This is a genomic window from Rhodococcus sp. HM1 (assembly GCF_023218075.1).
Taxonomy (GTDB): domain Bacteria; phylum Actinomycetota; class Actinomycetes; order Mycobacteriales; family Mycobacteriaceae; genus Rhodococcus.
On the sequence record NZ_JALPTB010000003.1, the window covers coordinates 175,751 to 198,921 of the forward strand.

Here is a 23,171-nt window from a genome sequence, read left to right on the forward strand (position 1 = left end):
GGTTCCGGCGAACGATACCCCGCGGTACTACGCTTTGTCGTCATGGGAGCCGAAACGTCGCCGTCCGCAGCATCATCCGAACCGACCATCGCACAGGCGCCGGTTCCGGCCGATCACCCGGGTGTCGCGGACCTGTTCGCGGTCCTCGCCTACGGTGAGATCTCCGCGTTCTACCGTCTCGCCGAGGACGCGAAACTGTCCCCGACCCTGCGCGGCCGCGTCGCGCTGGCGAGCATGGCCGCCGCCGAGATGAGCCACTTCGAGACGCTGCAGGAGGCGCTCGAGGCCCGCGGCGTCGAGATCTACGCGGCGATGGAGCCGTTCCGGCGGTCCCTCGACGCCTATCACGCGTGCACCACCCCGTCGACGTGGCTCGAATCGCTGGTCAAGGCGCACGTGGGCGACGGCATCGCCGCCGACTTCTACCGCGAGATCGCCGGCACCCTCGCACCGGAGGTCGCCTCGGTCGTCCGGGAGGTCCTCGCCGAGACCGGGCACTCGGACTTCGTGATCCACGAGGTGCGCGCCGCGGTCGAGAAGAGCAGCCTCGAGAAGGACCGGCTGATGCTGTGGGGACGCCGGCTGCTCGGTGAGGCGATCACCCAGGCCCAGTACGTGATGGCACAGCAGGAGAATCTCGCCGAGCTGGTCATCACCGCCACCGGCGACCTGACGAACATCGCCGCGTTGTTCGACCGCATGCAGGTCGAGCACGCCAAGCGGATGGCAGTGCTCGGACTGCACTAACCTGACGGAGACAGCTGTAGAGCACTGAGATTTCGGAGGTCCACCGTGGAGGTCAAGATCGGTGTCGCGGACAGCCCGCGCGAACTCACCGTGGTCAGCGACCAGACGCCCGACGAGGTCGAGGCGCTGGTGACGACCGCCCTGGCCGGCGGTAAGGACGGGGTGCTCGCCCTCGTCGACGAGAAGGGCCGCAAGCTCCTCGTCCAGGCATCGCGCATCACGTACGTGGAGATCGGCCCCGCCGACATCCGCAAGGTAGGGTTCGCGGCCGGCTGACCGGGGCGAGACGAACGAAGGGCCGGGGCGAGACGCCCCGGCCCTTCCTCGTTTCCGGTGTCGCTGCTGTCGGTGGCCCGGCTGTCAGCGCAGCCGCAGCTCGGGCTGCAGCGGCACGTGCTTGAGACCACCCCATGCCAGGGCGACGGTGGTGTCGACCGCGTCCTCCTTCGGGATCGGCCGGGCCGCCTCGAGCCAGTAGCGCGCGGTGAACTGGCTGGTGCCCACGAGGCCGACCGCGAGGATGCGCGCACGATAGGGATCGAGCCCGGAATCGTGGCTGACCAGGTCGAACACGGCATCCACGCATGCTTCGGTGGCCTGCTCGACCCGCTGCGCGACCTGCGGCTCACCCATCAGATCCGACTCGAACACGAGGCGGAAGCCCTGCGAGTCGTTGTCGACGAAGTCGAAGTACGCCTGCACCGCGGCGCGCACGCGCTGACGGTTGTCGGTCGTCGAACGCAGCGCCTGGCGGACACTGGCGATGAGAATGTCGACGTAGCTCTGCAGCACCGCGCAGTACAACTCGAGCTTGCCGGGGAAGTGCTGGTAGAGCACCGGCTTGCTGACGCCGGCGCATTCCGCGATCTCGTCCATTCCGGCCGCGTGGTAGCCACGTGTCACGAAGACCTCGCTCGCGGCGGCGAGAAGCTGGGCCCGACGTTCGTCACGAGGCATTCGTGCGCCCCGCTTGGCTCCGGTGCCTGAGGTGTTGCCCCGGCCGGAAGTGCGGTCGGCGAGTTCGGTCATGTCGCTCCCAAATCTGCACAAGTCGTCGGCAGTGACGGAGCCAAGGTGATGGGCACCACTGTCGACGTCGATCGTCCTTGCAGGTTACAGGCAGGGCACCTTGCGGGTGCGTACCGCCCTACCGACGAGTATCCCCGCGGCGGGTACTTCAAGCGGGCCGAGGAGCGACTTCACCGACGAATTTGCGCGATGTGACATTCTGGCATCCGTGACCGACCGAGGAGGATTGCGAGCGGCAGGCGCCCCACCCGACGCCCCGCAGACGCCACACCGGGCATCCGGGGAACCATCGCACCGGACGTCACACCAGCCGTTGCGCGCGCAATGGGACCCCGTCGGAGGAGCGGATCGGCCGCCCCGGCGTCCGCGGCCGGAGCGCGACGTCCGCAAGCAGTCCAAGGTGGGACGCTTCGTCTCGACCTACGGGTGGCGGGCTTACGCCATCCCTGTCCTCGTCGCCGTCACCGGCTTCGTCGTGTGGGACGCCGTGCGCGCGGTACCGGCGCAATCCGACGACCCGGTCGCTGCGGACGAGGCCACCGTGGCCGAGATGCCGCAGCCGGACGGCCTGTTCCCGGCCGGCACCGGACCCGGCGAGCTTCCCGACGGCGGACCGTTCACCGTGACCGGCGCGGGTACCTGGCACATGGTGCCGGGCACCACCGCGCAGGTCGGCGCCGGCACGAAGAAGGTGTACACCTACACGGTCGAGGTCGAGGACGGGGTGGACGCGACCGGGTACGGCGGTGAAGCCGCGTTCGGCCGGATGGTCGACGAGACCCTCGCCAACCCGAAGAGCTGGACGAACAGCCCCGACTTCGCGTTTCGGCGGGTCGACACCGGCGACCCCGACTTCCGGGTCTCGCTCACCTCGCAGATGAGCATCCGTCAGTACTGCGGTTTCGACATCCCCCTCGAGGGATCGTGTTTCAACCCCGGCGCCGAGCGGGTGCTGCTCAACGAGGCCAGGTGGGTGCGCGGCGCGGTCGCCTTCCAGGGCGACATCGGCTCGTACCGGCAGTATCAGATCAACCACGAGATCGGGCACGCCATCGGCTTCGCCGCGCACGAACCGTGCCGGAGCCAGGGTGGCCTCGCGCCGATCATGATGCAGCAGACGTTCGGGGTCGCGAACGACGACATCGCCCGCGTCGATCCCGGGGGAGTCGTACCCGCGGACGGGCTGATCTGCCGGTTCAATCCCTGGCCGTTCCCGCGCGGGTGAACCCGGCGTCCGGCCCGTCGCGGCGCCTGATGTGAGAATGGGCGTCGTACCGTCGAGCGCGCCGAGGAGCCTGTCGTGACCGCACTGCCACCGCTGGTGGAACCCGCCGCCGAACTGACGCGGGAGGATGTGGCCCGCTACAGCCGGCACCTGATCATCCCGAATGTGGGGGTCACCGGACAGAAGCGGCTCCGCAACGCGAAGGTGCTGTTCATCGGCGCAGGCGGCCTCGGGTCCCCGGCACTGCTGTATCTGGCCGCGGCCGGGGTCGGCACGATCGGCATCGTCGAGTTCGACGAGGTCGACAGCTCCAATCTGCAGCGCCAGATCATCCACGGACAGGCCGACGTCGGCCGGTCGAAGGGGGAGAGCGCCCGCGAGACCATCGTCGGCATCAACGACACCGTCGAGGTTCGTCTGCACCCGGTACGCCTAGACACCACCAACGCGGTCGAGATCTTCCGGGAGTACGACCTCATCGTCGACGGCACCGACAACTTCGCGACCCGCTATCTCGTCAACGACGCCGCGATCCTCGCCGGCAAGCCGTACGTGTGGGGATCGATCTTCCGGTTCGAAGGTCAAGTGTCGGTGTTCTGGGAGGATGCGCCGGGCGGGGTGGGCCTGAACTACCGCGACCTGTACCCGGAGGCGCCGCCGCCCGGCATGGTGCCCTCGTGCGCCGAGGGCGGGGTGCTCGGTGTGCTGCCCGGCACCGTCGGGTGCATCATGGCCACCGAGGCGATCAAGCTCATCACCGGTATCGGTGACACCCTGCTGGGCCGGCTGATGATCTACGACGCACTCTCGATGACGTTCCGGACCGTCACGTTGCGCCGGGATCCCGGCCGCGTCCCGGTCACCGAACTCGTCGACTACGACGAGTTCTGCGGGGTGGTGTCCGAGGAGGGCGTGGCCGCCGCCGCCGAATCCACCGTCACCGCAACGGAATTGCGCGACATGCTCGACTCCGGCCGTGAACTCGCGCTCATCGACGTCCGGGAACCCGTCGAGTGGGACATCATGCACATCGACGGCGCCCGCCTGATTCCCAAGGACCGCATCCTGTCCGGTGAGGCACTCGCGGAACTTCCGCAGAACGTTCCGCTCGTCGCGTACTGCAAGACCGGTATCCGGTCCGCGGAGGTGCTCGCCGCACTCAAACGGGCCGGATTCGCGGACGCGACCCACCTGCAGGGCGGGGTCGTCGCGTGGGCACAGCAGGTCGATCCCTCGCTGCCGCTGTACTGAGTACTGTCACGTTGTCCCCGGTCACAGAATTCTGTGGGCGCAGGATCCTGTGATCATCGACAACGGAGTGCCTTCCCGGATCGCGCCGTGCACGACGGTACGGTGAGCGTCGTGAGCTCACTCGAACCCCCGCAGCACGTGCGCTCCACGTTCGGCCTCCGCGACGTCGAACCGGTACCGCTCGGCTCGGACTGGGACGGCGGCTGGCGATGTGGAGACGTGGTGCTCTCTCCGGTGGCCGATCACGCCCGCGCGGCGTGGTCGGCGAAGGTCCGCGAGACACTCAGCGTCGACGGGCTGCGTCTGGCCCGCCCGGTCCGTTCCACGGACGGCCGATACGTCGTGTCCGGGTGGCGCGCCGACACCTACATCGTCGGCACCTCGGAACCGCGCCACGACGAGGTGGTGTCGCTGTCGTTGCGTCTGCACGCCGCGACCGCGCAACTCGAGCGTCCCCGGTTCCTGATGCAGCCGCCGGTCGCGCCGTGGGCCGACGTCGACGTGTTCGTCGCCGCCGACCGGGCAGCCTGGGAGACCGTGCCGATGCGTTCGGCGCGGGCGGCCGGTGCGCCGGAGACCACCACACCGGACGGACGCAAGAGCCTGGATCTCATCAATCAGCTCGCGACCTTCCGTAAACCCGTCCATCTGCCGGACCAGCTCGTGCACGGCGATCTGTTCGGGACCGTCCTGTTCGCGGGCCGGGCCGCTCCCGGGCTGACCGACATCACGCCGTACTGGCGGCCCGCGTCGTGGGCGGCGGCCGTGGCCGTCGTCGACGCGCTGTCCTGGGGTGGCGCCGACGACGCGCTGATCGCCCGCTGGGACGATCTGCCCGAGTGGCCCCAGATGCTGTTGCGTGCCGTGATGTTCCGGTTGGCCGTGCACGCGCTGCATCCGCGGTCGACCGAGGAGGCGTTCCCCGGTCTGGCGCACACCTCCGATCTGGTGCGGCTGTTGCTGTAGTTCGCCCTCACAGGGTGGCCTGCGCGTGAGTGAGAAACTCTTGACGCGGAGGTCACCGCGGGCAGCACCGCGGCAACACCCACTTCCTACCTTGGGTTCATCACGAATCCGAGAGAGGTGGGGCGGGGTGGCTGCGACTATCGAAAACGAAACGCTGCGAGCGAAATTCGCGCGGAAGCACAACATCGAGCACTGGGACGCCGAAGACGTCGAGGCGTGGGAGTCCGGTAACAAGGACATCGCGAAGCGGAACCTGATCTGGTCCGTCATCGCCGAGCACGTCGGTTTCTCGGTGTGGTCCATCTGGTCGGTCATGGTCCTGTTCATGCCCACCGACGTCTACGGCATCGACGCCGCCGGCAAGTTCTTCCTGGTGGCGGTGCCGACACTGGTCGGCTCGCTCCTGCGCATTCCCTACACCGTCGCGACGGCGCGTTTCGGTGGCCGCAACTGGACGATCTTCAGCGCGCTGGTGCTGTTCGTGCCGCTGCTGGCAACGCTCTACCTGATGCTCAACCCCGGCTACTCGTACACCACGTTCATGCTGGTCGCCGCGATCGCCGGTGTCGGCGGCGGCAACTTCGCCTCGTCGATGACCAACATCAACGCGTTCTACCCGCAGCGACTGAAGGGCTGGGCGCTCGGACTCAACGCCGGCGGCGGCAACATCGGTGTGCCGGTCGTCCAGCTCATCGGTCTGCTCGTCATCGCCACCGTCGGCAACACCGAACCGTGGATCGTGTGCGCCGTCTACCTGGTGGCGTGCGGTGTCGCGGCGGTCGGAGCGGCGTTGTTCATGGACAACCTCGGCGGCCAGAAGGCGGACCTGCGGGCGATGGGCGAGGCCCTGAAGTTCCGCGACTCGTGGATCGTGTCCTTCCTCTACATCGGCACGTTCGGCTCGTTCATCGGCTTCAGCTTCGCGTTCGGCCAGGTCCTGCAGATCAACTTCCTCGCCGGTGGTGACACGCCCGCCCAGGCGGCACTGCACGCCGCGCAGATCGCGTTCATCGGCCCGCTGCTCGGTTCGATCTCCCGTCCCTACGGCGGCAAGCTCGCAGACCGCATCGGCGGCGGCCGCATCACGATGGTCACCTTCGCCGCGATGGCTTTGGCGGCCGGTGTCCTGATCGTCGCCGGTGTCCTCGACGACGCGTCGGCGGGCGCCCCCACCGGCGGCATCATGACCGCCTACGTCCTCGGCTTCATCGCACTGTTCCTGCTGTCGGGTATCGGCAACGGCTCGGTGTACAAGATGATCCCGTCGATCTTCGAAGCCAAGGCGCAGAGCCTCGACCACCTCGACCGCGCAGCCAAGGCCGTCTGGTCGCGCACCATGTCCGGCGCGCTCATCGGCTTCGCCGGCGCGATCGGCGGGCTCGGCGGCGTCGGCATCAACCTGGTGCTCCGCGCCTCCTACGCCGGCGAGGCGAAGTCCGCGACGATGGCCTTCTGGGTCTTCGGGGCCTTCTACCTGGTGTGCATCGCCGTCACCTGGCTGGTCTTCCTCCGCACCCCCCGCACGGCGGCCGTCACCGAGACCGCCGAAGCGGACCGTCCGTCCGTCCCGGTCGTCTGACGCCGTACCCCGGCACTGATCCACCCTGCACGAGAGAAAGCGAAATCCCATGAGCCGCAAGAACGTTGTCGTCGTCGGACACGGAATGGTCGGACACCGCTTCGTCGAAGCGCTGCGTGCCCGCGACGAGCACGACACCTGGTCGGTGACGGTGTTGAGCGAGGAGACGCAGCCTGCCTACGACCGCGTCGGTCTGTCCTCCTACGTCGGCTCGTGGGATGCGAAGGAACTCGCGCTCGCCGGCAACACCTACGACGGTGACGACCTCGTCGACCTGAAGCTCGGCACGCGCGCCGCGGCGATCGACCGCGCCGCGCGCACCGTCACCACCGACGGCGGCGAGGTGATCGGGTACGACGCGCTGGTCATGGCCACCGGTTCGTATCCGTTCGTGCCGCCGATCCCCGGCAAGGACCTGCCCGGCACGTTCGTCTACCGCACCCTCGACGACCTCGACGGCATCCGGGCCGCGGCCGACGCCGCCGGACCCGGTGCCGTGGGTGTGGTGGTCGGCGGTGGCCTGCTCGGCCTCGAGGCCGCCAACGCCCTGAAGCTGATGGGCATGACGCCGCACGTCGTCGAGTTCGCGCCCCGGCTGATGCCGCTGCAGGTCGACGAGGGCGGCGGCAACGTGCTGGCCCGGCTCGTGACCGACCTGGGCCTGACCGTGCACACCGGGGTCGGTACCTCGGCGATCACCGAAGGTCCCGCAGGGCTGAAGGTCGAACTGTCCGACGGTTCCGTCATCGACGCTTCGGTGCTGGTGTTCTCGGCCGGTGTCCGCCCGCAGGATGCGCTCGCCCGCGACACCGGCCTCGAGGTCGGCGCACGCGGCGGCATCCTCACCGACATCGGCTGCCGCAGCGTCACCGACGAGTCGGTGTACGCGGTCGGCGAGTGCGCGGCCGTCGAAGGCACCTGCTACGGCCTCGTCGCCCCCGGCTACAGCACCGCCGAGGTCGTCGCCGACCGTCTGCTCGGCGGCGACGCCGAGTTCCCCGGCGCCGACCTGTCCACGAAGCTCAAGCTGCTCGGCGTCGATGTCGCCAGCTTCGGCGACGCCCACGCGACCACCCCGGGTGCGCTCGAGGTGGTGCTGTCCGACGCCGCGAAGGGCACCTACGCCAAGCTCGTCGTCTCGGACGACGCGAAGATCCTGCTCGGGGGCATCCTCGTCGGCGACGCCTCGGCGTACGGGTCGCTGCGGCCGCTCGTCGGGCGGGAGCTGCCCGGCGACCCCGCGGCCCTGATCTCCCCGGCCGGTGAGAAGCCCGGCGCCGGCTCGTTGCCGGACGACGCCGAGGTCTGCTCGTGCAACGGCGTCACGAAGGGCACGATCTGCGGCGCGATCTCGGAGGGCGCCTGCGACATCGCGCAGGTCAAGGCGTGCACGAACGCCGGTACCACCTGCGGTGGCTGCCTGCCGACCATCAAGCAGCTGCTCGCGTCGTCCGGGGTGGAGCTCAGCAAGGCGCTGTGCGAACACTTCGAGCAGTCCCGCGCCGAGCTGTTCGAGATCGTCCAGGCCACCGGAATCCGCACGTTCTCCGCGCTGATCGCCAGGTACGGCAAGGGCTCCGGGTGCGACATCTGCAAGCCGGTGGTCGCCTCGATCCTCGCCTCCACCGACTCGGACCACATTCTGCACCCGAAGCAGGCCGGTCTGCAGGACACCAACGACCACTTCCTCGCGAACATCCAGAAGAACGGCACCTACTCGGTGGTGCCGCGCATGCCGGGCGGCGAGTGCACCCCGGAACAGCTGATCGTGATCGGCGAGGTGGCCCGCGACTTCGGGCTCTACGTGAAGATGACCGGCGGCCAGCGGATCGACCTGTTCGGTGCGCGCGTCGAGCAGCTGCCGCTGATCTGGAAGCGGCTCGTCGACGCCGGCATGGAGTCGGGTCAGGCCTACGGCAAGTCGCTGCGGACCGTGAAGAGCTGCGTCGGTTCGACGTGGTGCCGGTACGGCGTGCAGGACTCCGTCGGGATGGCCGTCGACCTGGAGCTGCGCTACCGCGGTCTGCGTTCACCGCACAAGCTCAAGTTCGGTGTCTCCGGGTGCGCCCGCGAATGCGCGGAGGCCCGCGGCAAGGACGTCGGTGTCATCGCCACCGAGAGCGGCTGGAACCTGTACGTGTGCGGCAACGGCGGCCAGTCGCCCAAGCACGCGCAGTTGCTCGCCGGGGGTCTCGACGACGACACCCTCGTCAAGTACATCGACCGGTTCCTGATGTTCTACATCCGCACCGCGGACCGGCTGCAGCGCACCGCGCCGTGGCTGGAGGCGATGGAGGGCGGTCTCGACCACCTCCGTGAGGTCGTGTGCGAGGACAGCCTCGGTATCGCCGCCGAACTCGAGGCCGCGATGGCCAAGCACGTCGAGGGCTACCGCGACGAGTGGGCCGGCGTGCTCGAGGACCCGGAGAAGCTCGCCCGGTTCGTCTCGTTCGTCAACGCACCCGACGAGGCCGACCCGACCGTTCAATTCGACGAGACCGGGAAGCGGAAGGTTCCCGTCCTGGTCGGGATGCCCGCTTACCGGCCGGGAATCTCCGGGTAACTCGCCCGAAACACCGGACCCGGATGATTTCGTCAGTACTTTCGAGGGAGGACCTATGACCGTCATCGAGATGCATGGCGCAGCGGGAACGACGCGCCAGAGCGTGTTCGACGGCCGCTTGGAATGGACGTCTGCGTGCCCGCTCAGCCGGCTGGTACCCGGCTGTGGAGTCGCGGTACTGCTGCGCGGGGGCGAGCAGGTGGCGCTGTTCCTGCTCGACGACGGCACGCTGCGTGCCGTCGGCAACATCGATCCGTACGCCCGCGCCGCGGTGATGTCGCGCGGACTCGTCGGGGACCGGGCGGGCGAGCCGACCGTGGCCTCCCCGCTGCTCAAGCAGGTGTTCTCGCTCAACGACGGTCGCTGCCTCGACGACCCCGAGGTGTCGCTGCCGGTGTACGACGTGCGCGTCTGGGCCGGCGTGGTGCAGATCCACAGCAAGCGGATGACGGGCGCCGCCGACGCCGGCGAGCTTTCGTGAGCGACGGCACCGAGCCGTTGCGGGGATTCACCATCGGGGTGACCGCGTCGCGCCGCGCGGAGGAGTTCACGACGCTGCTCACCCGCCGCGGCGCGGAGGTCGTCCTCGCCCCGGCGATCCGCATCATCCCGCTGTCCGACGACACCGAGCTCGAACGGGTCACCCGCGACATCATCGCGAACCCGCCGGACATCACGGTCGCCACCACGGCGATCGGATTCCGGGGCTGGATCGGTGCGGCGGAGGGCTGGGGCCTGTCCGAGGATCTCACCGAGGCCCTCGGCGGCAGCCGGATTCTGGCGCGCGGCCCGAAGGTGACCGGCGCGATCCGCGCCGCCGAGCTGCGGGAGGAGTGGTCCCCGGCATCGGAATCGTCGGCCGAGGTGCTCGCCCACCTGCTCGCCGAGGGCGTCGAGGGGCAGCGCATCGCGGTGCAGCTGCACGGCGAGCGCACCGAATGGGAACCCGGCGCCGACCTGTGCGAGGAACTGCGCGCGGCCGGTGCCGAGGTCGTCGCCGTCCCGGTCTACCGGTGGACCCCGCCGGAGGATCCGACCGCGCTGGACCGGCTCATCGAACAGATCGCCGACTACGGGCTCGACGCGGTCAGCTTCACCAGCGCACCGGCTGTGGCGTCCCTGCTGATGCGGGCCAAGCAGACCGGGATGCTCGAACTGGTGCTGCGCGCGATGCGCAGCGGCGTCACCGCCGTGTGCGTCGGCCCCGTCACGGCCGCGCCGCTCGCCGCACTCGACGTGCCGGTCACCATGCCGGCCCGGGCCCGGCTCGGTTCCCTGGCCCGGCACCTCGCCGAAGAACTACCCCGCCGGGCGGTCCGCATCGAAGCCGGCGGGCACGTCCTGGGTATGCGCGGACGCTGCGTCATCGTCGACGAGGAGAAGCGCTGCCTCGCCCCGGCCGGAATGGCCCTGCTCCGCACGCTCGCGTCCCGTCCCGGACGGGTCGTCGCGCGCGAGGAGCTGCTCGCCGCTCTTCCCGGCGGTGGGGGAGACACCCACGCGGTCGAGACCGCCGTGGCACGACTGCGGTCGTCGCTCGGCGCGCCTGCGATCGTGCAGACCGTCGTCAAGCGGGGTTACCGCCTCGCCGTCGACCCGGAGGATATGCGCTGATGACTCGACCCCAGTTGCTGCTCGTCGCCCACGGCACCCGCAATCCGCGCGGTGTCGACATGATCGCCTCGCTCGCCGACGCCGTCGCCGGGCGGGTCGGCTCCACCCGCGTCGCGTTCGTGGACGTGCTCGGTCCGTCGCCGGCGGAGGTCCTGCGCGACTCGTCCCGCCCCACGGTGCTGGTGCCGGCGTTCCTCGCGTCCGGCTACCACGTGCACAGCGACGTGCCGCAGGAGGTCGCGGCGAGCGGGCACACCGCGGTGTCGGTGACCGGAGCCCTCGGCCCCGACCCGATCCTTGCTCAGGTGCTCGTGCAGCGGCTCGAGGCCGCCGGATGGCGCCCCGGGGACGCAGTGGTCCTCGCCGCCGCCGGATCGTCCGATCCGCGTGCGCTGCGCGACGTGCGCAGCGCCGCCCGCATGCTGTCCTCGCTGGTCCGCACCACCGTGCGCATCGCATATGTCGCCACCGGTTCACCCCGGGTCCCCGAGGTGGTCGACACCCTGCGCGCGCAGGGGGCGCGCAGGGTGTTCATCGCCTCGTATCTGCTCGCGCCCGGTCTGTTCCATTCCCGGCTCGCCGACGCGGGTGCCGACGGGGTCGCCGCGCCGCTCGGCGTCACCGATTCGATCGTCGATCTCCTCGCGCAGCGCTACCACGAGGGCGCGCGGCTCGTCGGTGGGCCTGCGGCCCCGGTGTCTCTTTATGGCGGTCCCAACCGCCACTAGTGCACACCGGCAATCACCGGGGCAGCGGCACGATCTCGACGAGATCGCCGTCGGCCGCGCCCGGTGGAACCAGCGCGATCGCCTGCCGGTCGATCAACCCGGCGAGGTGCGCTGTCCGGATCGCGTTGTCGCACAGCCATGTTCCGTCGGGAAGTCGGCGCGCGGGCAGCAGTCGGGTCACGTCTCCGACCACCTCCGAGGCGTTCGCCAGTGGGGCCGTCCACGGCACGGCCGGGGTCCGGCAGGTGCGACCGTCGATCACCGCGGGCAGCATGACCAGCAACGTGGCGATCGCCGCGACCGGGTTGCCGGGCAGGCCCAGCACCGCTCGGCCGTCCGGCAGCGCCGCAGCGACCTGGGAACCGCCCGGCTTGCACCGGACACGTTCGACGGCGATGTGTGCGCCGGCGCGGGTCAGCGCACCGCGTAACTGATCGGCGGCGCCCCCGCCGGTGGCGCCGACCACGACGATCGCGTCGACGTCCGTGGTTTCGTGCAGCAACCGGTCGAACCCGTCCTCGGTGTCGCGCAGGTGCGCCTCGCTCACCGCGTCGGCGCCGCACCACCGGACGAACTGCGCGAGGACCGGCCCGAGCGAGTCGCGGGTCTGGCCCGCGCGCAGCGGACCGTCGCGCCGGATCTCGTCGCCGCTGACGACGACGTGCACCCGCACCGGTCCGCGTGCCTCGACGTCGGTGACCTCGCCGCTCAGTGCGGCCGACACGACCGCCGGATCGATCCCCGTACCCGGTTGCGCGAGAGCGAATCCGGGCTGCCAGTCCTCGCCGCGCCGGCGGGTGTCGTCGCGGACGGGGGCATCCGGGCGGCGGCGGAGCATCCCGCCTTCGCCGACGTCGACGTGTTCGTCGCGCACGACCGCGGTCGCGCCGGGCGGCAGATGCGCACCGGTCGCGATGCGCGCGGCCTGCCCGGCGGTGAGGGTGAACCCGCTGTCCGAGCCCGCGCGCCGGATCTCGCTGCGCAGCGTCCACGGTTCGTCGCCCGCGACCGCGTATCCGTCCATCGCGGACACCGCCACGGGCGGCAGGGCCTCCGCCGCGACCAGCGGTGCCGAGAGGGTCGCGCCGAGCGACTCGCGTACCGGCAGTTTTCGAACGGGCAACGGCTGCATGACATTTCGCACGAGCTCGCGTGCACGGTCCGGGTTCGCGGCGACGGTTCCGGGCCGGCCGGAGCGGGCGCGGTGCAGATCCTCGGGAGTGTCGCAGTCCGCGGTGCCGGACACGGGGACCGTCACGTACCGGTCCGGCAGCAGCGCCTTCATCGGCTGGTTCGCGACCTCCCCGCCGAGGTCGTCGAGGCGCGTGGCGAGCGCGGCGCCGCGCCAGGCCGCGAGCAGGAACTGGATGCGGCCGTCCCCGTCGACGGCGAACGCGGCGTCCGCGTCCGGATCGGCGCTCAGCGCGTCGAGCAAGGCGATCAGCGTGTCCGCGGTGACGAACGGCAGATCGGACGCGAGCGTCAGGACGGGTGCGTCGCGGGGGATCGGGGCGGCGGCGATCGCGGCCACCGGACCGCCGCCGGCGGGGGTCTCCTGGACTTGGCCGATCGCGGGGGCGAGGTCGTCGCGGTGCGGCCCGACGACGGTGACGCGCCGGCAGGCCGAGACCGCGGTGAGGGCGCTGTCGAGCATGCGCCGGCCGTGCACGACCAGTGCCGGTTTGTCGACGCCACCCATCCGGGTCGCTCGTCCGCCCGCGACGACGACGGCTTCGGAACCGCTCAACGTGGTCATGACGACCATGCTGCCGCACCGCGCCGGGACCGGTGCGGGCGACCGGTGTGTCGGCGGCCACTGGTGCGTGCGGGTGAGAACGGGTGCCGTCCGCGGGGATTTTCGTGTATTCCTCGAAGTCGGCGAAAGGAATTGCATGCGAATCGGATTGACAGGCGGCGCCACGTCGACCGACAAGGTGGTCCGGCAGGCGCAGCAGGCGGAAGCGGACGGATTCGCGTCGCTGTGGTTCGCCAGTGGTGTGCTCGGCGATCCGCTGGCCGCGATGGCGGTCGCGGGGCGGGCCACGACCGCCATCGAACTGGGTACGGCAGTGCTGCAGACCTACCCGTGCCACCCGCTGCTGCAGGCCAATCGGGTGGCCGCGACCGCCGAGGCGATGGGACGCCCCGGCCTCACCCTCGGGCTCGGCCCGTCGCACGAATCCTCGGTCCGCGACGTCTACGGCCTGTCCTACGACCGGCCCGGCACGAACATCGAGGAGTACGTGGGCATCGTCACGGCCCTGCTCCGCGGTGACGACGTCGACGTGCGGGGCACCGAGTGGACGACGCGCAGCGCTGGGCGCATGACCCCGGTCGCGCATCCGGTGCCTGTGCTGCTGTCGGCCATGTCGCCACGCATGCTGCGGGTCGCGGGCAGCCACGCCGACGGCACGATCCTGTGGATGGCGTCGGCGCCGGTGATCGAGTCCCGGATCGTGCCCGCCCTGCACGCCGCGGCGCAGCAGGCGGGACGGCCCGCGCCGCGTGTCGTCGCCGGATTGCCGGTCGCGGTCCACGACGACGTGGCGCAGGCCCGGATCGCCTGCGCCGGGACCGCCGGTTCCTACGCCGCGGTGCCCGCCTACCGCCGCGTCCTCGAGGCCGCAGGCGCATCGCAGCCTGCCGATGTCGCGGTCGTCGGGGACGAGATGTCGGTGCGGGCTCAGTTGCGGTCGCTGGTCGCCGCCGGCGTGACCGACGTGTGGGCGGCGCCGTTCCCGGTCGGGGACGATCCGCGCGCGTCGTTGCGGCGCACCCGGGACCTGCTGCGGGAACTGGCAGCCGAGCCGGACTGACCGGCCTGCCTAGGGTGGAGTGGTGAGCCCGATCGTCATCGCCGCCGTACCGCCCGGACCGAACGTTCCCACCGACGGGCTTGCAGGATGGGTGTTGTCGCTGATGGATCGGCTCGGCGGTCTCGGCGCAGGCCTGGCGATCGCGCTCGAGAACTTCTTCCCGCCGCTGCCCAGTGAGGTGATCCTGCCGCTCGCGGGATTCGCGGCCGGACTCGGCAGTTTCACGCTGGCGTCGGCGCTGATCTGGACGACCCTCGGGTCCCTGCTCGGCGCGCTGGGCCTCTACGCGCTTGGACGCGTGGTCGGGGAGGAGCGGATCCGCCGGATGGTGGACCGGATGCCGCTGGTCGACGTCGCCGATCTCGACCGGACGGTGGACTGGTTCCACCGGCACGGCGGCAAGTCGGTGTTCTTCGGGCGCATGATCCCGCTGTTCCGCAGCCTCGTGTCGATTCCCGCCGGGGTCACCCGGATGCCGGTGTGGCGGTTCGCGGTCCTCACCACCGCCGGCAGCGCGATCTGGAACGCGGTGTTCGTGCTGGCCGGGTTTGAACTGGGACAGAACTGGTCGCGGATCCAGCCGTACGCGGCGGGCTTCCAGCGCATCGTGATCGTGGTGGCCGTCGTCGCGGTCGCCGTCCTCGTCGTCCGACGGGTGCGGCGCCGACGGGCGCGGAGTCGCAGCACCGATGGGTGAACGGGCTCAGAACCGGTGCCGGGCCGCCGCGAGATCGACCCGGTCCCCGCGGATCGGTGTGCCTTCGAGGGCGAGCCGCGCGAGTTGACGGTGAGCCAGGTGCTGGGCGGGTTTCCCGGACGCCGGCAGCACCCGGTGCCACGGCAGGTCGGCGCTGTCGGTGCGCATGATCCACCCCACGGTGCGCGGGCTCGACAGGCCCGCGGCGTCGGCGATGTCGCCGTACGTCGCGACCCGGCCCGCGGGAATTGACGCGACCAGTTCCCGGACCCGTTCGATCTGGGCGTCGGTGGTCGCGGCCATCTACAGCATCCTGCGCATCAGGGCCGCGGTCTCCTCGGGCCGTGCCTGGTCGATCATGTGGTCGCAGTCCATCTCGAGTTCGGTGAGATTCGCGCCGAGACGCTCGGCGAGCGCGGCGCGGAATTCGTCGGTGACGTACGGCGGCTGGACCTTCGCCGCACGCACCACGGTCGTCGGGAGGTGCGCGGGCGGGAGCACGAAGTCGCGGGCCAGTTCGCTCCAGGACGTCACCAGCGCCGGCACGAACAGGCGCCAGTTCACCCGCCCGGACTCCAGCTCGACGAGATGTTCCGCGATCTCGGCGTCGAGCAGTTCCTCGGCGACGTCACCCCACGAGCCGTGCACCTTCTCGGAACGGGCTTCCGCGGCGTCGGTGTAGTCGGGGTACCGGACCGTGAGATCCGCGATCTCCTGCATGCGGTCGGGCGGCAGGCCGATCGCCGGATCCAGCAGCAGCAGCCCGCGCACCCGCTCGGGCGCGGTGGCCGCGAGATGCACCGCGAGGGCCCCGCCGAACGAATGCCCGACGACGAGCACCGGTCCGGTGGTGTGCGCGTCGAGCACCCCGAGCAGGTCCTGTACGTGCGTCTCGAAGTTCCACGGCGGCGTCCACGGCGACCGGCCGTGCCCGCGCAGATCCGGCGCGGCGAACCGGGCCTCCGGTAGATACCGGGTTGCGATGTTCTCCCACCGGCGGCCGTGCCCGGTCAACCCGTGCAGGGCCAGGATCTGCGGGCCGTCCGCAGGTCCGAACAGGTGGGTGTGCAGAGGTGACGGAGGCGTGTTCACGCCGATCACTATCGCAGTCCGCTCGTGGCCGTGCTGTCCGAGAGGCTGTCCGAGTGCCGGGCCGGGGTCGTGCGGGTTCCGTGTCGGACCCTTCTGATGGGATATCGGACATGACCGACGCCGACACCCGTACGCTCGACCGGCCGCGCCGTCCGGCCGCGCGGCTGGTGCAGCGACCGGACACGGCGCCCCCGCGCCGCGAATGGCCCGAGGACGTGCGGAAGGTGTTCGCGGATGCCCCGCCGTTGCCGCGCTGGCGCCCCTGGCAGATTCTCGGCGGCCCCGGCACCGGCAAGACGTCGCTGCTCGTCGACCTGGCGGTCTCCCGGATCGCGGCCGGGGCCGAACCGGAATCGGTGCTGGTGCTCACCCATTCGCGCCGCGCCGCGACCGCGGTGCGCGAGGAGATCACCGCGGGCCTGCTGCGCGAGGGGACCGTCACCGGTGCCCGCGCCACCCGGGAGCCGCTTGTCCGGACCGTGCACTCCTACGCCTTCGCGGTGCTGCGGCTGCAGGCGTCGCGGCACGGCAATCCGCCGCCACGGCTGATCACCGGTGCCGAGCAGGACGCGGTGCTGCGCGAGCTGCTGCGCGGCGACATCGACGACGGCGCCGGCATGTGGCCCGAGCGGCTGCGGCCCGCGCTCGGGATGACCGGCTTCGCGGTCGAGCTGCGCGACCTGATGCTGCGTGCCAACGAACGCGGTCTCGGACCGGAGGACCTCGTCGCGCTCGGCGAGGAACGCGACCGGCCCGAATGGGTCGCGGCGGGCCTGTTCGCGGCACGCTACGAGCAGGTGATGCTGCTGCGCGGCGCGGTCGGTCTCGAAGCCCCCGAGGCCACCGCACCGGCCCTCGACGCCGCCGAACTCGTCGGCGCCGCCCTCGCCGCGTTCGCCACCGATCCGGATCTGCTGGCGTCCGAGCGCAGCCGCATCCGGCACCTGCTCGTCGACGACGCCCAGCACCTGGATCCGCAGTCGGCACAGTTGATCAAGGCCATCGGCGTCGGCACCCGCACCGCCACCGTGGCGGGCGATCCCGACCAGATGGTGTTCACCTTCCGCGGCGCGGACAGCAGGTTCCTCACCGAACTCGCCGAGGCGGATCCCGAGCGGCGCATCGTCCTCGCCACCAACCATCGCGCGGCCGCCGACATCGCTGCGGTCAGCGATTCGATCGCGCGGCGGCTGCCGGGCCTGCAGCCGCATCGCGGGGCCGCCGCGGTCGCCGGTGAAGCCGAAGCCGGTCGGGTCCGGGTGCGGGTGTTGTCGACGCAGGCGAAGGAGGCGGCCCTGATCGCCGACACCCTGCGCCGCGCACACCTCATCGACGAGGTGCCCTGGTCGCGCATGGCCATCGTGGTGCGCTCGGTGCCGCGGGTCCTCGCGCCGCTGCGCCGCGCCCTGCTCGCGGCGGGCGTCCCCATGACGACCGCGGCCTCCGAACTGCCGCTGGCCCGTCAGCACAGCGTCGCCGGCCTGCTGCTGGTGCTGCGGGCGCTGTCGGGCCGGCGGTTCGGCGGCGAGGAAGCACTGGCGTTGCTGTCCGGTCCCGTCGGCGGTGCCGAACCGGTGACCCTGCGGCGACTGCGCCGGGGTCTGCGGCGCGTCGAGCTCGCCGCCGGGGGAGACCGCGACTCCGCGGAACTGCTGCGCGCGCTGCTCGTCGACGGGGAGGACGCCGAGACCACCGCGCACCTGATGCGCGGTCTCACCGACGTCGAAGCGGCGCCGCTGAAGGGCGCGCTCGCGGTGCTCGGCAAGGCCCGCGCCGCGATGAATCGTGGTGGCGGTGTCGAGGACGTTCTCTGGGAGGCGTGGCAGGCCACCGGCCTCGAACGCCGTTGGGCGGCGGCGTCCGCGCGCGGTGGACCGGCCGGGGCGCAGGCCGACCGGGATCTCGACGGGATCGTCGCGCTGTTCGACGCCGCCGCCGACTACGTCGACCGGCTGCCGCGCGCCCACATCGCCGGTTTCGTCGACTACCTCAGCGAGCAGGAGATCCCGGGCACGGTCCGCAACCGCGCCACCGCCGAATCCGAAGCGGTCACGGTGGTCAGCGCGCACTCCGCGGTCGGCCGCGAATGGGACGTCGTCGCGGTCGCCGGAGTCCAGGAAGGCCTGTGGCCGAGCCTGCGTGCGCGCGGCACCCTGCTCGGGATCGAGGCGCTCCTCGACGCGGTCTCCGGGGTCGACGGGGGAGCCGACGGCACTACCCGGCTGTCGCGGACCGCGCCGCTGCTCGCCGACGAGCGCCGGTTGTTCCTCGTCGCGTGCAGCCGCGCCCGCCGTCAGCTGCTTGTCACCGCCGTCGACGCGACGTCCGCGGATACGGACCTGGTGCGGTCGCGGTTCGTCGACGAACTGCTCGGCCGGGACGGTGACGACACGGACACCGACGACGAGGCGCTCGAACCGGACGGTCTGCCCGACGAGGCCCGGATCCGGGTGCTCGCGTTGCCGGCGCTCGTCGCCGAACTGCGCAGCGTGGTGTGCGATCCGGTGGTCGCCGCGCACGACCCGGAACGGCAACGACGGGCCGCGGCACAACTGGCCCGGCTCGCCCGGGCGGGGGTGCGCGGCGCGCATCCGGATCGTTGGTACGGCACCGCCGACCCCAGTACCGACCGGCCGCTGTGGGATCCCGAAACCGAGGCGGTTCCGCTGTCCCCGTCCACGATCGAGCAGCTCACGACGTGTCCGCTGCGGTGGATGTTCGAACGGCACGGCGGCACCGACGGCCAGAACAGCCACGCGGTCGCGGGAACGCTCGTGCACACCCTGGTGCAGGCGCTCGCCGGACGGATCCCACCCGACCAGGTGGACCGCGCCCTCGAACGTGCCTGGGACTCGGTCGATCTCGGTTCCCAGTGGTACGCACGCCGCGAGCTGGAGCGGACCCGCACGATGCTCGACACGTTCACGACGTGGCTGCGCGGCACCCGCGACGAGCTGACCGAGGTCGGCGTCGAGGTCGGGGTCGACGGCATCCTCGAACCGCCGTCCGACGACCTACCCCGGGTCCGGCTCCGCGGCCGCATCGACCGCCTCGAACGCGACCCGGACGGACGGCCCGTCGTCGTCGACGTCAAGACCGCCAAGAACCCGGTGACCAAGGACGCCGCCCGCGACCACGCGCAGCTCGCCGCCTATCAGGTCGCGGCCGCGGCCGGGGCGATCGAGGGGCAGCCGGCGTCCGAACCCGGCGGCGCGCGGCTGGTGTTCGTGGCCAAGCCGCACAACAAGGAGGGGGCCACCCAGCGGGTGCAGCCACCGCTGGACGCGGAGGGGCTCGAGCGCTGGCGAACGGTGATCCACGAGGCCGCGGCGGCCACCCGCGGCCCGCAGTTCCTCGCGCAGGTCAACGAGGGATGCCGGCACTGCCCGGTGATGTCGAGCTGCCCCGCGCACGACGAAGGCAGGCAGGTGACCGGCGGATGAGCACGCCTCGGGATCTGCGGGGGCGCACCGTCGGGGCGGTCGAACTGGCCGCCGCGGTGGGGCAGAAGTTCCCGCCCACCGACGAGCAGGTCGCGGTCATCGAAGCGCACCGCGGGCCGACCCTCGTGGTCGCGGGAGCCGGTGCCGGCAAGACCGAAACGATGGCTGCGCGCGTGGTGTGGCTGGTCGCGAACGGATTCGTCGCCCCCGAACAGGTGCTGGGACTGACGTTCACCCGCAAGGCGGCCCAGCAGCTGACCACCCGCATCCGCACGCGCCTCGCGAAACTCGCCGGCTCGCGGCTGGTGCGCGACCTGGACCCCAGCGGTGAGCTGCGCAGCCGCATTCTCGGTAGCGAACCGGAGGTGAGCACCTACCACGCGTACGCGGGACGCCTGCTCGGGGAGCACGGGTTGCTGTTGCCGATCGAGCCGTCGGCGACGCTTCTGTCGGAAACCGAGCTGTGGCAGATGGCGTATCGGGTCGTCAGCGCGTGGGACGGTGACCTCGACACCGACCGCAACCCCGCGGCCGTCACCGAGGCCGTGCTCGCGCTGTCCGGTCAGCTCGCCGAGCACCTCGTCGAACCCGACGACCTGCGTGAGGCCCACACCGAGCTCGACAAGCTGATCCACACGTTGCCGGCGGGGCCGGGGCAGCGCGGTGGACCGTCGAAGGCGTTGCTCGGCTACCTCGAGACCCAGCACGACCGGATCGCGTTGCTGCCCCTGGTGCAGCGGCTTGCGGAGACGCTGCGGCGTGAGGGCGCACTCGATTTCGGCAGCCAGATGTCGCTCGCGGCGAGGGTCGCGCAGGACCACCCGGAGGTGGGCCGCACCGAACGCGAACGATTCCGGGTGGTGCTGCTCGACGAGTACCAGGACACCGGGCACGCCCAGCGAATCCTGTTGTCGTCGTTGTTCGGTGGCGGCCAGGATCCGGATCTCGCCGTGACCGCGGTCGGCGATCCCATGCAGTCCATCTACGGTTGGCGCGGTGCCTCCGCCGCCAACCTGCCGCGGTTCACCGCCGACTTCCCGGTGCAGGGACGGCCCGCGCCGATCCTCGAACTGCTCACCAGCTGGCGCAATCCCGCGGAAGCGCTGGCCCTGGCCAACCACGTGACCGAACCGCTGCGATACGGCGGCGTCGAGGTCAGCACGCTGCGCCCGCGGCCGGGCGCCGACCCCGGTGACGTGCGGCTGGCGCTGCATCCCGACATCGAGACCGAACGGAACTGGATCGCCGACCGGATCGCCGCCGAATACACCGCGGACGGTCGCGACAAGCCGCCGACCGCTGCCGTGCTGGTCCGTCGCAACGCCGATGCCGCGCCCATCGCGGAGGCGCTGCGGGCCCGGGGGCTTCCCGTCGAGGTCGTCGGCCTCGGGGGTCTGCTGCACACCCCGGAGGTCGCCGACGTCATCGCGATGCTGCGGCTGGCGGCCGACCCGATGGCCGGCAGCTCCGCGGTGCGGGTGCTGACCGGTGCCCGCTGGCAGCTCGGTGCCGCCGACCTGACGGCGCTGTGGCAGCGGGCCCGAGAGCTGGCGATCGGCGGTCGGTACGCGGTGACCGGGGCGGTCGACGACACCGCGGCCCTCGACGACGCACTCGACGCCGCTCTTCCCGGCGAGCAGGCCGAACAGGCCGGGCTCGCCGACGCGATCTCCGATCCCGGTGCAGCGCAGAACTATTCGGAGTTCGGGTATGCCCGCATCACCGCGCTCGCGAAGGAACTGGCGTCGCTGCGCGAACGGCTCGGGCAGCCGCTGACCGAACTGGTCGCCGAGGTCGAACGGGTATTGGGCATCGGTATCGAAGCGCAGGCCCGTGTCGACACCCGCGGCAGCGTCACCGGGCGCGAGCACCTCGACGCGTTCGCCGACGTCGTCGCCGGATACGCCGGACGTGGCAACGCCACGCTTCCCGGGCTGCTCGCCTATCTCGCCGCCGCCGAACAGATCGAGCAGGGCCTCGCACCCGGTGAGGTGGAGGTCGACCCGAACTGCGTGCAGGTTCTCACGGTGCATTCGGCCAAGGGCCTCGAATGGGAGGTCGTCGCCGTGCCGCACGTCAGCGCCGGGGTCTTCCCGTCGTCGACCGCGGCGGCGACGTGGCTCGGCTCGGTCACGGAACTACCGCCGCAGTTGCGCGGCGACCGCTCCGAGATCTTCGCGGACGGCACTGCGACGGAGGGGGTCCCGCAACTCCACCTCGACGAGGTCTACGACCGCAAGGTCCTCGAGAACACGATCTCCGCGCACAAGGACGCGCTCAAGCAGCGCAAGCTCGACGAGGACCGCCGCCTGTTCTATGTCGCGCTGACCCGCACCGAACGGGCCCTGTTCGTCTCGGGCCACCACTGGGCCGAGTCCGGAAGCGAACCGAAGGGCCCGTCGCCGTTCCTGACCGAACTCCACGACCTCGTGGAGGCGCAGCCGGACCTCGGGGTGATCGAGACCTGGGCGCCCGCACCGGAAGCCGGCACCGAGAACCCGCTGACCGCGACCCCGCGCACGGCACCGTGGCCGCGCGACCCGCTCGGTGCCCGCCGGGCCGACGTCGAACGCGGGGCGGCGCTGGTCCTCGCGGCGCTCGACGCACCCGAACCGCCACCCCCGGCGAGCTTCGAGGACGATCCCGACGAGTGGGCCGCCGACGTCGACGCGTTGCTCGCCGAACGGGAACGCCGCGCCGAGAGCGCCGCCGAGGTGGTGCTGCCCGCGCAGATGTCGGTCAGTCAGCTCGTCGACCTCGCCACCGACCCGGACGCCCTCGCGGCCCGGCTGCGGCGGCCGCTGCCGTTCCGTCCCAACCCGCTGGCCCGCCGCGGCACCGCCTTCCACGCGTGGCTCGAGCGTCGGTACGGCGCGACGCGGTTGCTCGATCTCGACGAACTGCCCGGCGCCGACGACGAGGACGGCGACGAAACCGACTTCGACCGGTTGCAGGAGGCGTTCCTGCGGTCGCCGTGGGCGCAGCGCAGCCCGGTCGAGGTGGAGGTGCCGTTCGAGACGTCGATCGGCGGCACCGTGATCCGCGGCCGCATCGACGCGGTGTTCGAGGATCCCGACGGCGGCTGGACCGTCATCGACTGGAAGACCGGTGCCGAGCCGACCGACGAGAAGCTGAAGTCGGTGGCGATGCAGCTCGCCGCCTACCGGCTCGCGTGGGCGCAGCTCATGGCCGCCCGTACCGCGCGGCACACCGGCCGGCCCGCCGAGCTGCCGCTCGAGCGGGTGCGGGCCGCGTTCCACTACGTGCGCACCGGCCGCACGGTCGCGCCGGCCGATCTGCCGGGCGCCGGGGAGCTCGAGCAGCTGATCCGCTCGGCCGGGGCGGTCGGTGAACCGGATCCGCCACTCGAAGACGAAGTACCGCAAGAGCTTTCGTAGCAGGGTCCGCTTCCGCCCGTGCC

Annotated in this window: 18 protein-coding genes; 14 read left to right on the forward strand and 4 right to left on the reverse strand. The window is 71.3% G+C overall.

What is annotated here, in order from left to right; translation table 11 throughout:
• The first annotated feature begins 42 nt into the window (after positions 1-42).
• On the forward strand, positions 43-747 hold the full coding sequence (locus tag M1M07_RS03105) for a ferritin-like fold-containing protein (RefSeq protein WP_197252785.1): 705 nt from the start codon (positions 43-45) through the stop codon (positions 745-747).
• 45 nt (positions 748-792) lie between these two features.
• Positions 793-1,023, forward strand: a complete 231-nt coding sequence (locus M1M07_RS03110) for a DUF3107 domain-containing protein (protein ID WP_197252786.1) — start codon at positions 793-795, stop codon at positions 1,021-1,023.
• 84 nt (positions 1,024-1,107) lie between these two features.
• Here the strand turns inward: M1M07_RS03110 and M1M07_RS03115 are convergent, their stop codons facing one another.
• Positions 1,108-1,776 (reverse strand): TetR/AcrR family transcriptional regulator, encoded by a 669-nt coding sequence (locus M1M07_RS03115; RefSeq protein WP_197252787.1) that lies wholly within the window; start codon positions 1,774-1,776, stop codon positions 1,108-1,110.
• A 226-nt stretch (positions 1,777-2,002) separates the two neighbouring features.
• On the opposite strand from M1M07_RS03115, the gene M1M07_RS03120 reads away from it, so the two are divergent.
• The 8 genes from M1M07_RS03120 (at position 2,003) to M1M07_RS03155 (ending at position 11,702) form a co-directional block, all read left to right on the forward strand.
• A complete protein-coding gene (locus M1M07_RS03120; protein ID WP_248673299.1) occupies positions 2,003-3,001 on the forward strand; it encodes a DUF3152 domain-containing protein in 999 nt (332 codons plus the stop codon).
• A gap of 75 nt (positions 3,002-3,076) precedes the next feature.
• Positions 3,077-4,252: an adenylyltransferase/sulfurtransferase MoeZ gene (gene moeZ / locus M1M07_RS03125; RefSeq protein ID WP_248673273.1), complete on the forward strand. Its 1,176-nt coding sequence runs from the start codon at positions 3,077-3,079 to the stop codon at positions 4,250-4,252.
• Between the two features lie 111 nt (positions 4,253-4,363).
• Positions 4,364-5,218, forward strand: coding sequence for a TIGR02569 family protein (locus M1M07_RS03130; RefSeq protein WP_248673274.1), 855 nt, complete (start codon positions 4,364-4,366; stop codon positions 5,216-5,218).
• A gap of 127 nt (positions 5,219-5,345) precedes the next feature.
• Entirely contained in the window at positions 5,346-6,797 is a 1,452-nt protein-coding gene (locus M1M07_RS03135) for a nitrate/nitrite transporter (protein WP_248673275.1), read from the forward strand.
• Positions 6,798-6,846: 49 nt separating this feature from the next.
• Entirely contained in the window at positions 6,847-9,360 is a 2,514-nt protein-coding gene (nirB, locus tag M1M07_RS03140; protein WP_248673276.1) for a nitrite reductase large subunit NirB, read from the forward strand.
• 55 nt (positions 9,361-9,415) lie between these two features.
• Positions 9,416-9,841 (forward strand): nitrite reductase small subunit NirD, encoded by a 426-nt coding sequence (gene nirD / locus M1M07_RS03145; RefSeq protein WP_197252793.1) that lies wholly within the window; start codon positions 9,416-9,418, stop codon positions 9,839-9,841.
• Positions 9,838-10,974 (forward strand): uroporphyrinogen-III synthase, encoded by a 1,137-nt coding sequence (locus M1M07_RS03150; RefSeq protein ID WP_197252794.1) that lies wholly within the window; start codon positions 9,838-9,840, stop codon positions 10,972-10,974. Before nirD ends, M1M07_RS03150 begins: the two co-directional genes overlap by 4 nt.
• Positions 10,974-11,702: a sirohydrochlorin chelatase gene (locus M1M07_RS03155; RefSeq protein ID WP_248673277.1), complete on the forward strand. Its 729-nt coding sequence runs from the start codon at positions 10,974-10,976 to the stop codon at positions 11,700-11,702. Before M1M07_RS03150 ends, M1M07_RS03155 begins: the two co-directional genes overlap by 1 nt.
• Positions 11,703-11,715: 13 nt before the next feature.
• Here the strand turns inward: M1M07_RS03155 and M1M07_RS03160 are convergent, their stop codons facing one another.
• A complete protein-coding gene (locus tag M1M07_RS03160) occupies positions 11,716-13,458 on the reverse strand; it encodes an NTP transferase domain-containing protein (protein WP_248673278.1) in 1,743 nt (580 codons plus the stop codon).
• 136 nt (positions 13,459-13,594) lie between these two features.
• On the opposite strand from M1M07_RS03160, the gene M1M07_RS03165 reads away from it, so the two are divergent.
• Together M1M07_RS03165 and M1M07_RS03170 are read left to right on the forward strand one after the other, a co-directional pair.
• Positions 13,595-14,518 (forward strand): TIGR03564 family F420-dependent LLM class oxidoreductase, encoded by a 924-nt coding sequence (locus tag M1M07_RS03165; protein ID WP_248673279.1) that lies wholly within the window; start codon positions 13,595-13,597, stop codon positions 14,516-14,518.
• 103 nt (positions 14,519-14,621) lie between these two features.
• Positions 14,622-15,215: a DedA family protein gene (locus M1M07_RS03170; protein ID WP_248673300.1), complete on the forward strand. Its 594-nt coding sequence runs from the start codon at positions 14,622-14,624 to the stop codon at positions 15,213-15,215.
• Between the two features lie 6 nt (positions 15,216-15,221).
• Here the strand turns inward: M1M07_RS03170 and M1M07_RS03175 are convergent, their stop codons facing one another.
• Positions 15,222-15,518, reverse strand: a complete 297-nt coding sequence (locus M1M07_RS03175; protein WP_197254292.1) for an MGMT family protein — start codon at positions 15,516-15,518, stop codon at positions 15,222-15,224.
• The gene (locus tag M1M07_RS03180; protein ID WP_197254294.1) at positions 15,519-16,316 is read right to left on the reverse strand and encodes an alpha/beta fold hydrolase; all 798 of its coding nucleotides are present in this window, start codon (positions 16,314-16,316) and stop codon (positions 15,519-15,521) included.
• Positions 16,317-16,417: 101 nt separating this feature from the next.
• Between M1M07_RS03180 and M1M07_RS03185 the strand changes: the two genes are divergently transcribed.
• Positions 16,418-19,750, forward strand: a complete 3,333-nt coding sequence (locus M1M07_RS03185; RefSeq protein WP_248673280.1) for an ATP-dependent DNA helicase — start codon at positions 16,418-16,420, stop codon at positions 19,748-19,750.
• Positions 19,747-23,148 carry an ATP-dependent helicase gene (locus tag M1M07_RS03190; RefSeq protein ID WP_248673281.1) on the forward strand — a complete coding sequence of 1,134 codons (3,402 nt, stop codon included), beginning with the start codon at positions 19,747-19,749 and terminating at the stop codon, positions 23,146-23,148. Before M1M07_RS03185 ends, M1M07_RS03190 begins: the two co-directional genes overlap by 4 nt.
• Positions 23,149-23,171: the final 23 nt, after the last annotated feature.

Bases quoted from the DNA above. Each gene is read 5' to 3' on its own strand.
- M1M07_RS03105 (WP_197252785.1), top strand. From the start codon at position 43: ATGGGAGCCGAAACGTCGCCGTCCGCAGCATCATCCGAACCGACCATC.
- M1M07_RS03115 (WP_197252787.1), bottom strand. From the start codon at position 1,776: ATGACCGAACTCGCCGACCGCACTTCCGGCCGGGGCAACACCTCAGGC.
- nirB (WP_248673276.1), top strand. From the start codon at position 6,847: ATGAGCCGCAAGAACGTTGTCGTCGTCGGACACGGAATGGTCGGACAC.
- nirD (WP_197252793.1), top strand. From the start codon at position 9,416: ATGACCGTCATCGAGATGCATGGCGCAGCGGGAACGACGCGCCAGAGC.
- M1M07_RS03155 (WP_248673277.1), top strand. From the start codon at position 10,974: ATGACTCGACCCCAGTTGCTGCTCGTCGCCCACGGCACCCGCAATCCG.
- M1M07_RS03160 (WP_248673278.1), bottom strand. From the start codon at position 13,458: ATGACCACGTTGAGCGGTTCCGAAGCCGTCGTCGTCGCGGGCGGACGA.
- M1M07_RS03165 (WP_248673279.1), top strand. From the start codon at position 13,595: ATGCGAATCGGATTGACAGGCGGCGCCACGTCGACCGACAAGGTGGTC.
- M1M07_RS03170 (WP_248673300.1), top strand. From the start codon at position 14,622: ATGGATCGGCTCGGCGGTCTCGGCGCAGGCCTGGCGATCGCGCTCGAG.
- M1M07_RS03175 (WP_197254292.1), bottom strand. From the start codon at position 15,518: ATGGCCGCGACCACCGACGCCCAGATCGAACGGGTCCGGGAACTGGTC.
- M1M07_RS03185 (WP_248673280.1), top strand. From the start codon at position 16,418: ATGACCGACGCCGACACCCGTACGCTCGACCGGCCGCGCCGTCCGGCC.
- M1M07_RS03190 (WP_248673281.1), top strand. From the start codon at position 19,747: ATGAGCACGCCTCGGGATCTGCGGGGGCGCACCGTCGGGGCGGTCGAA.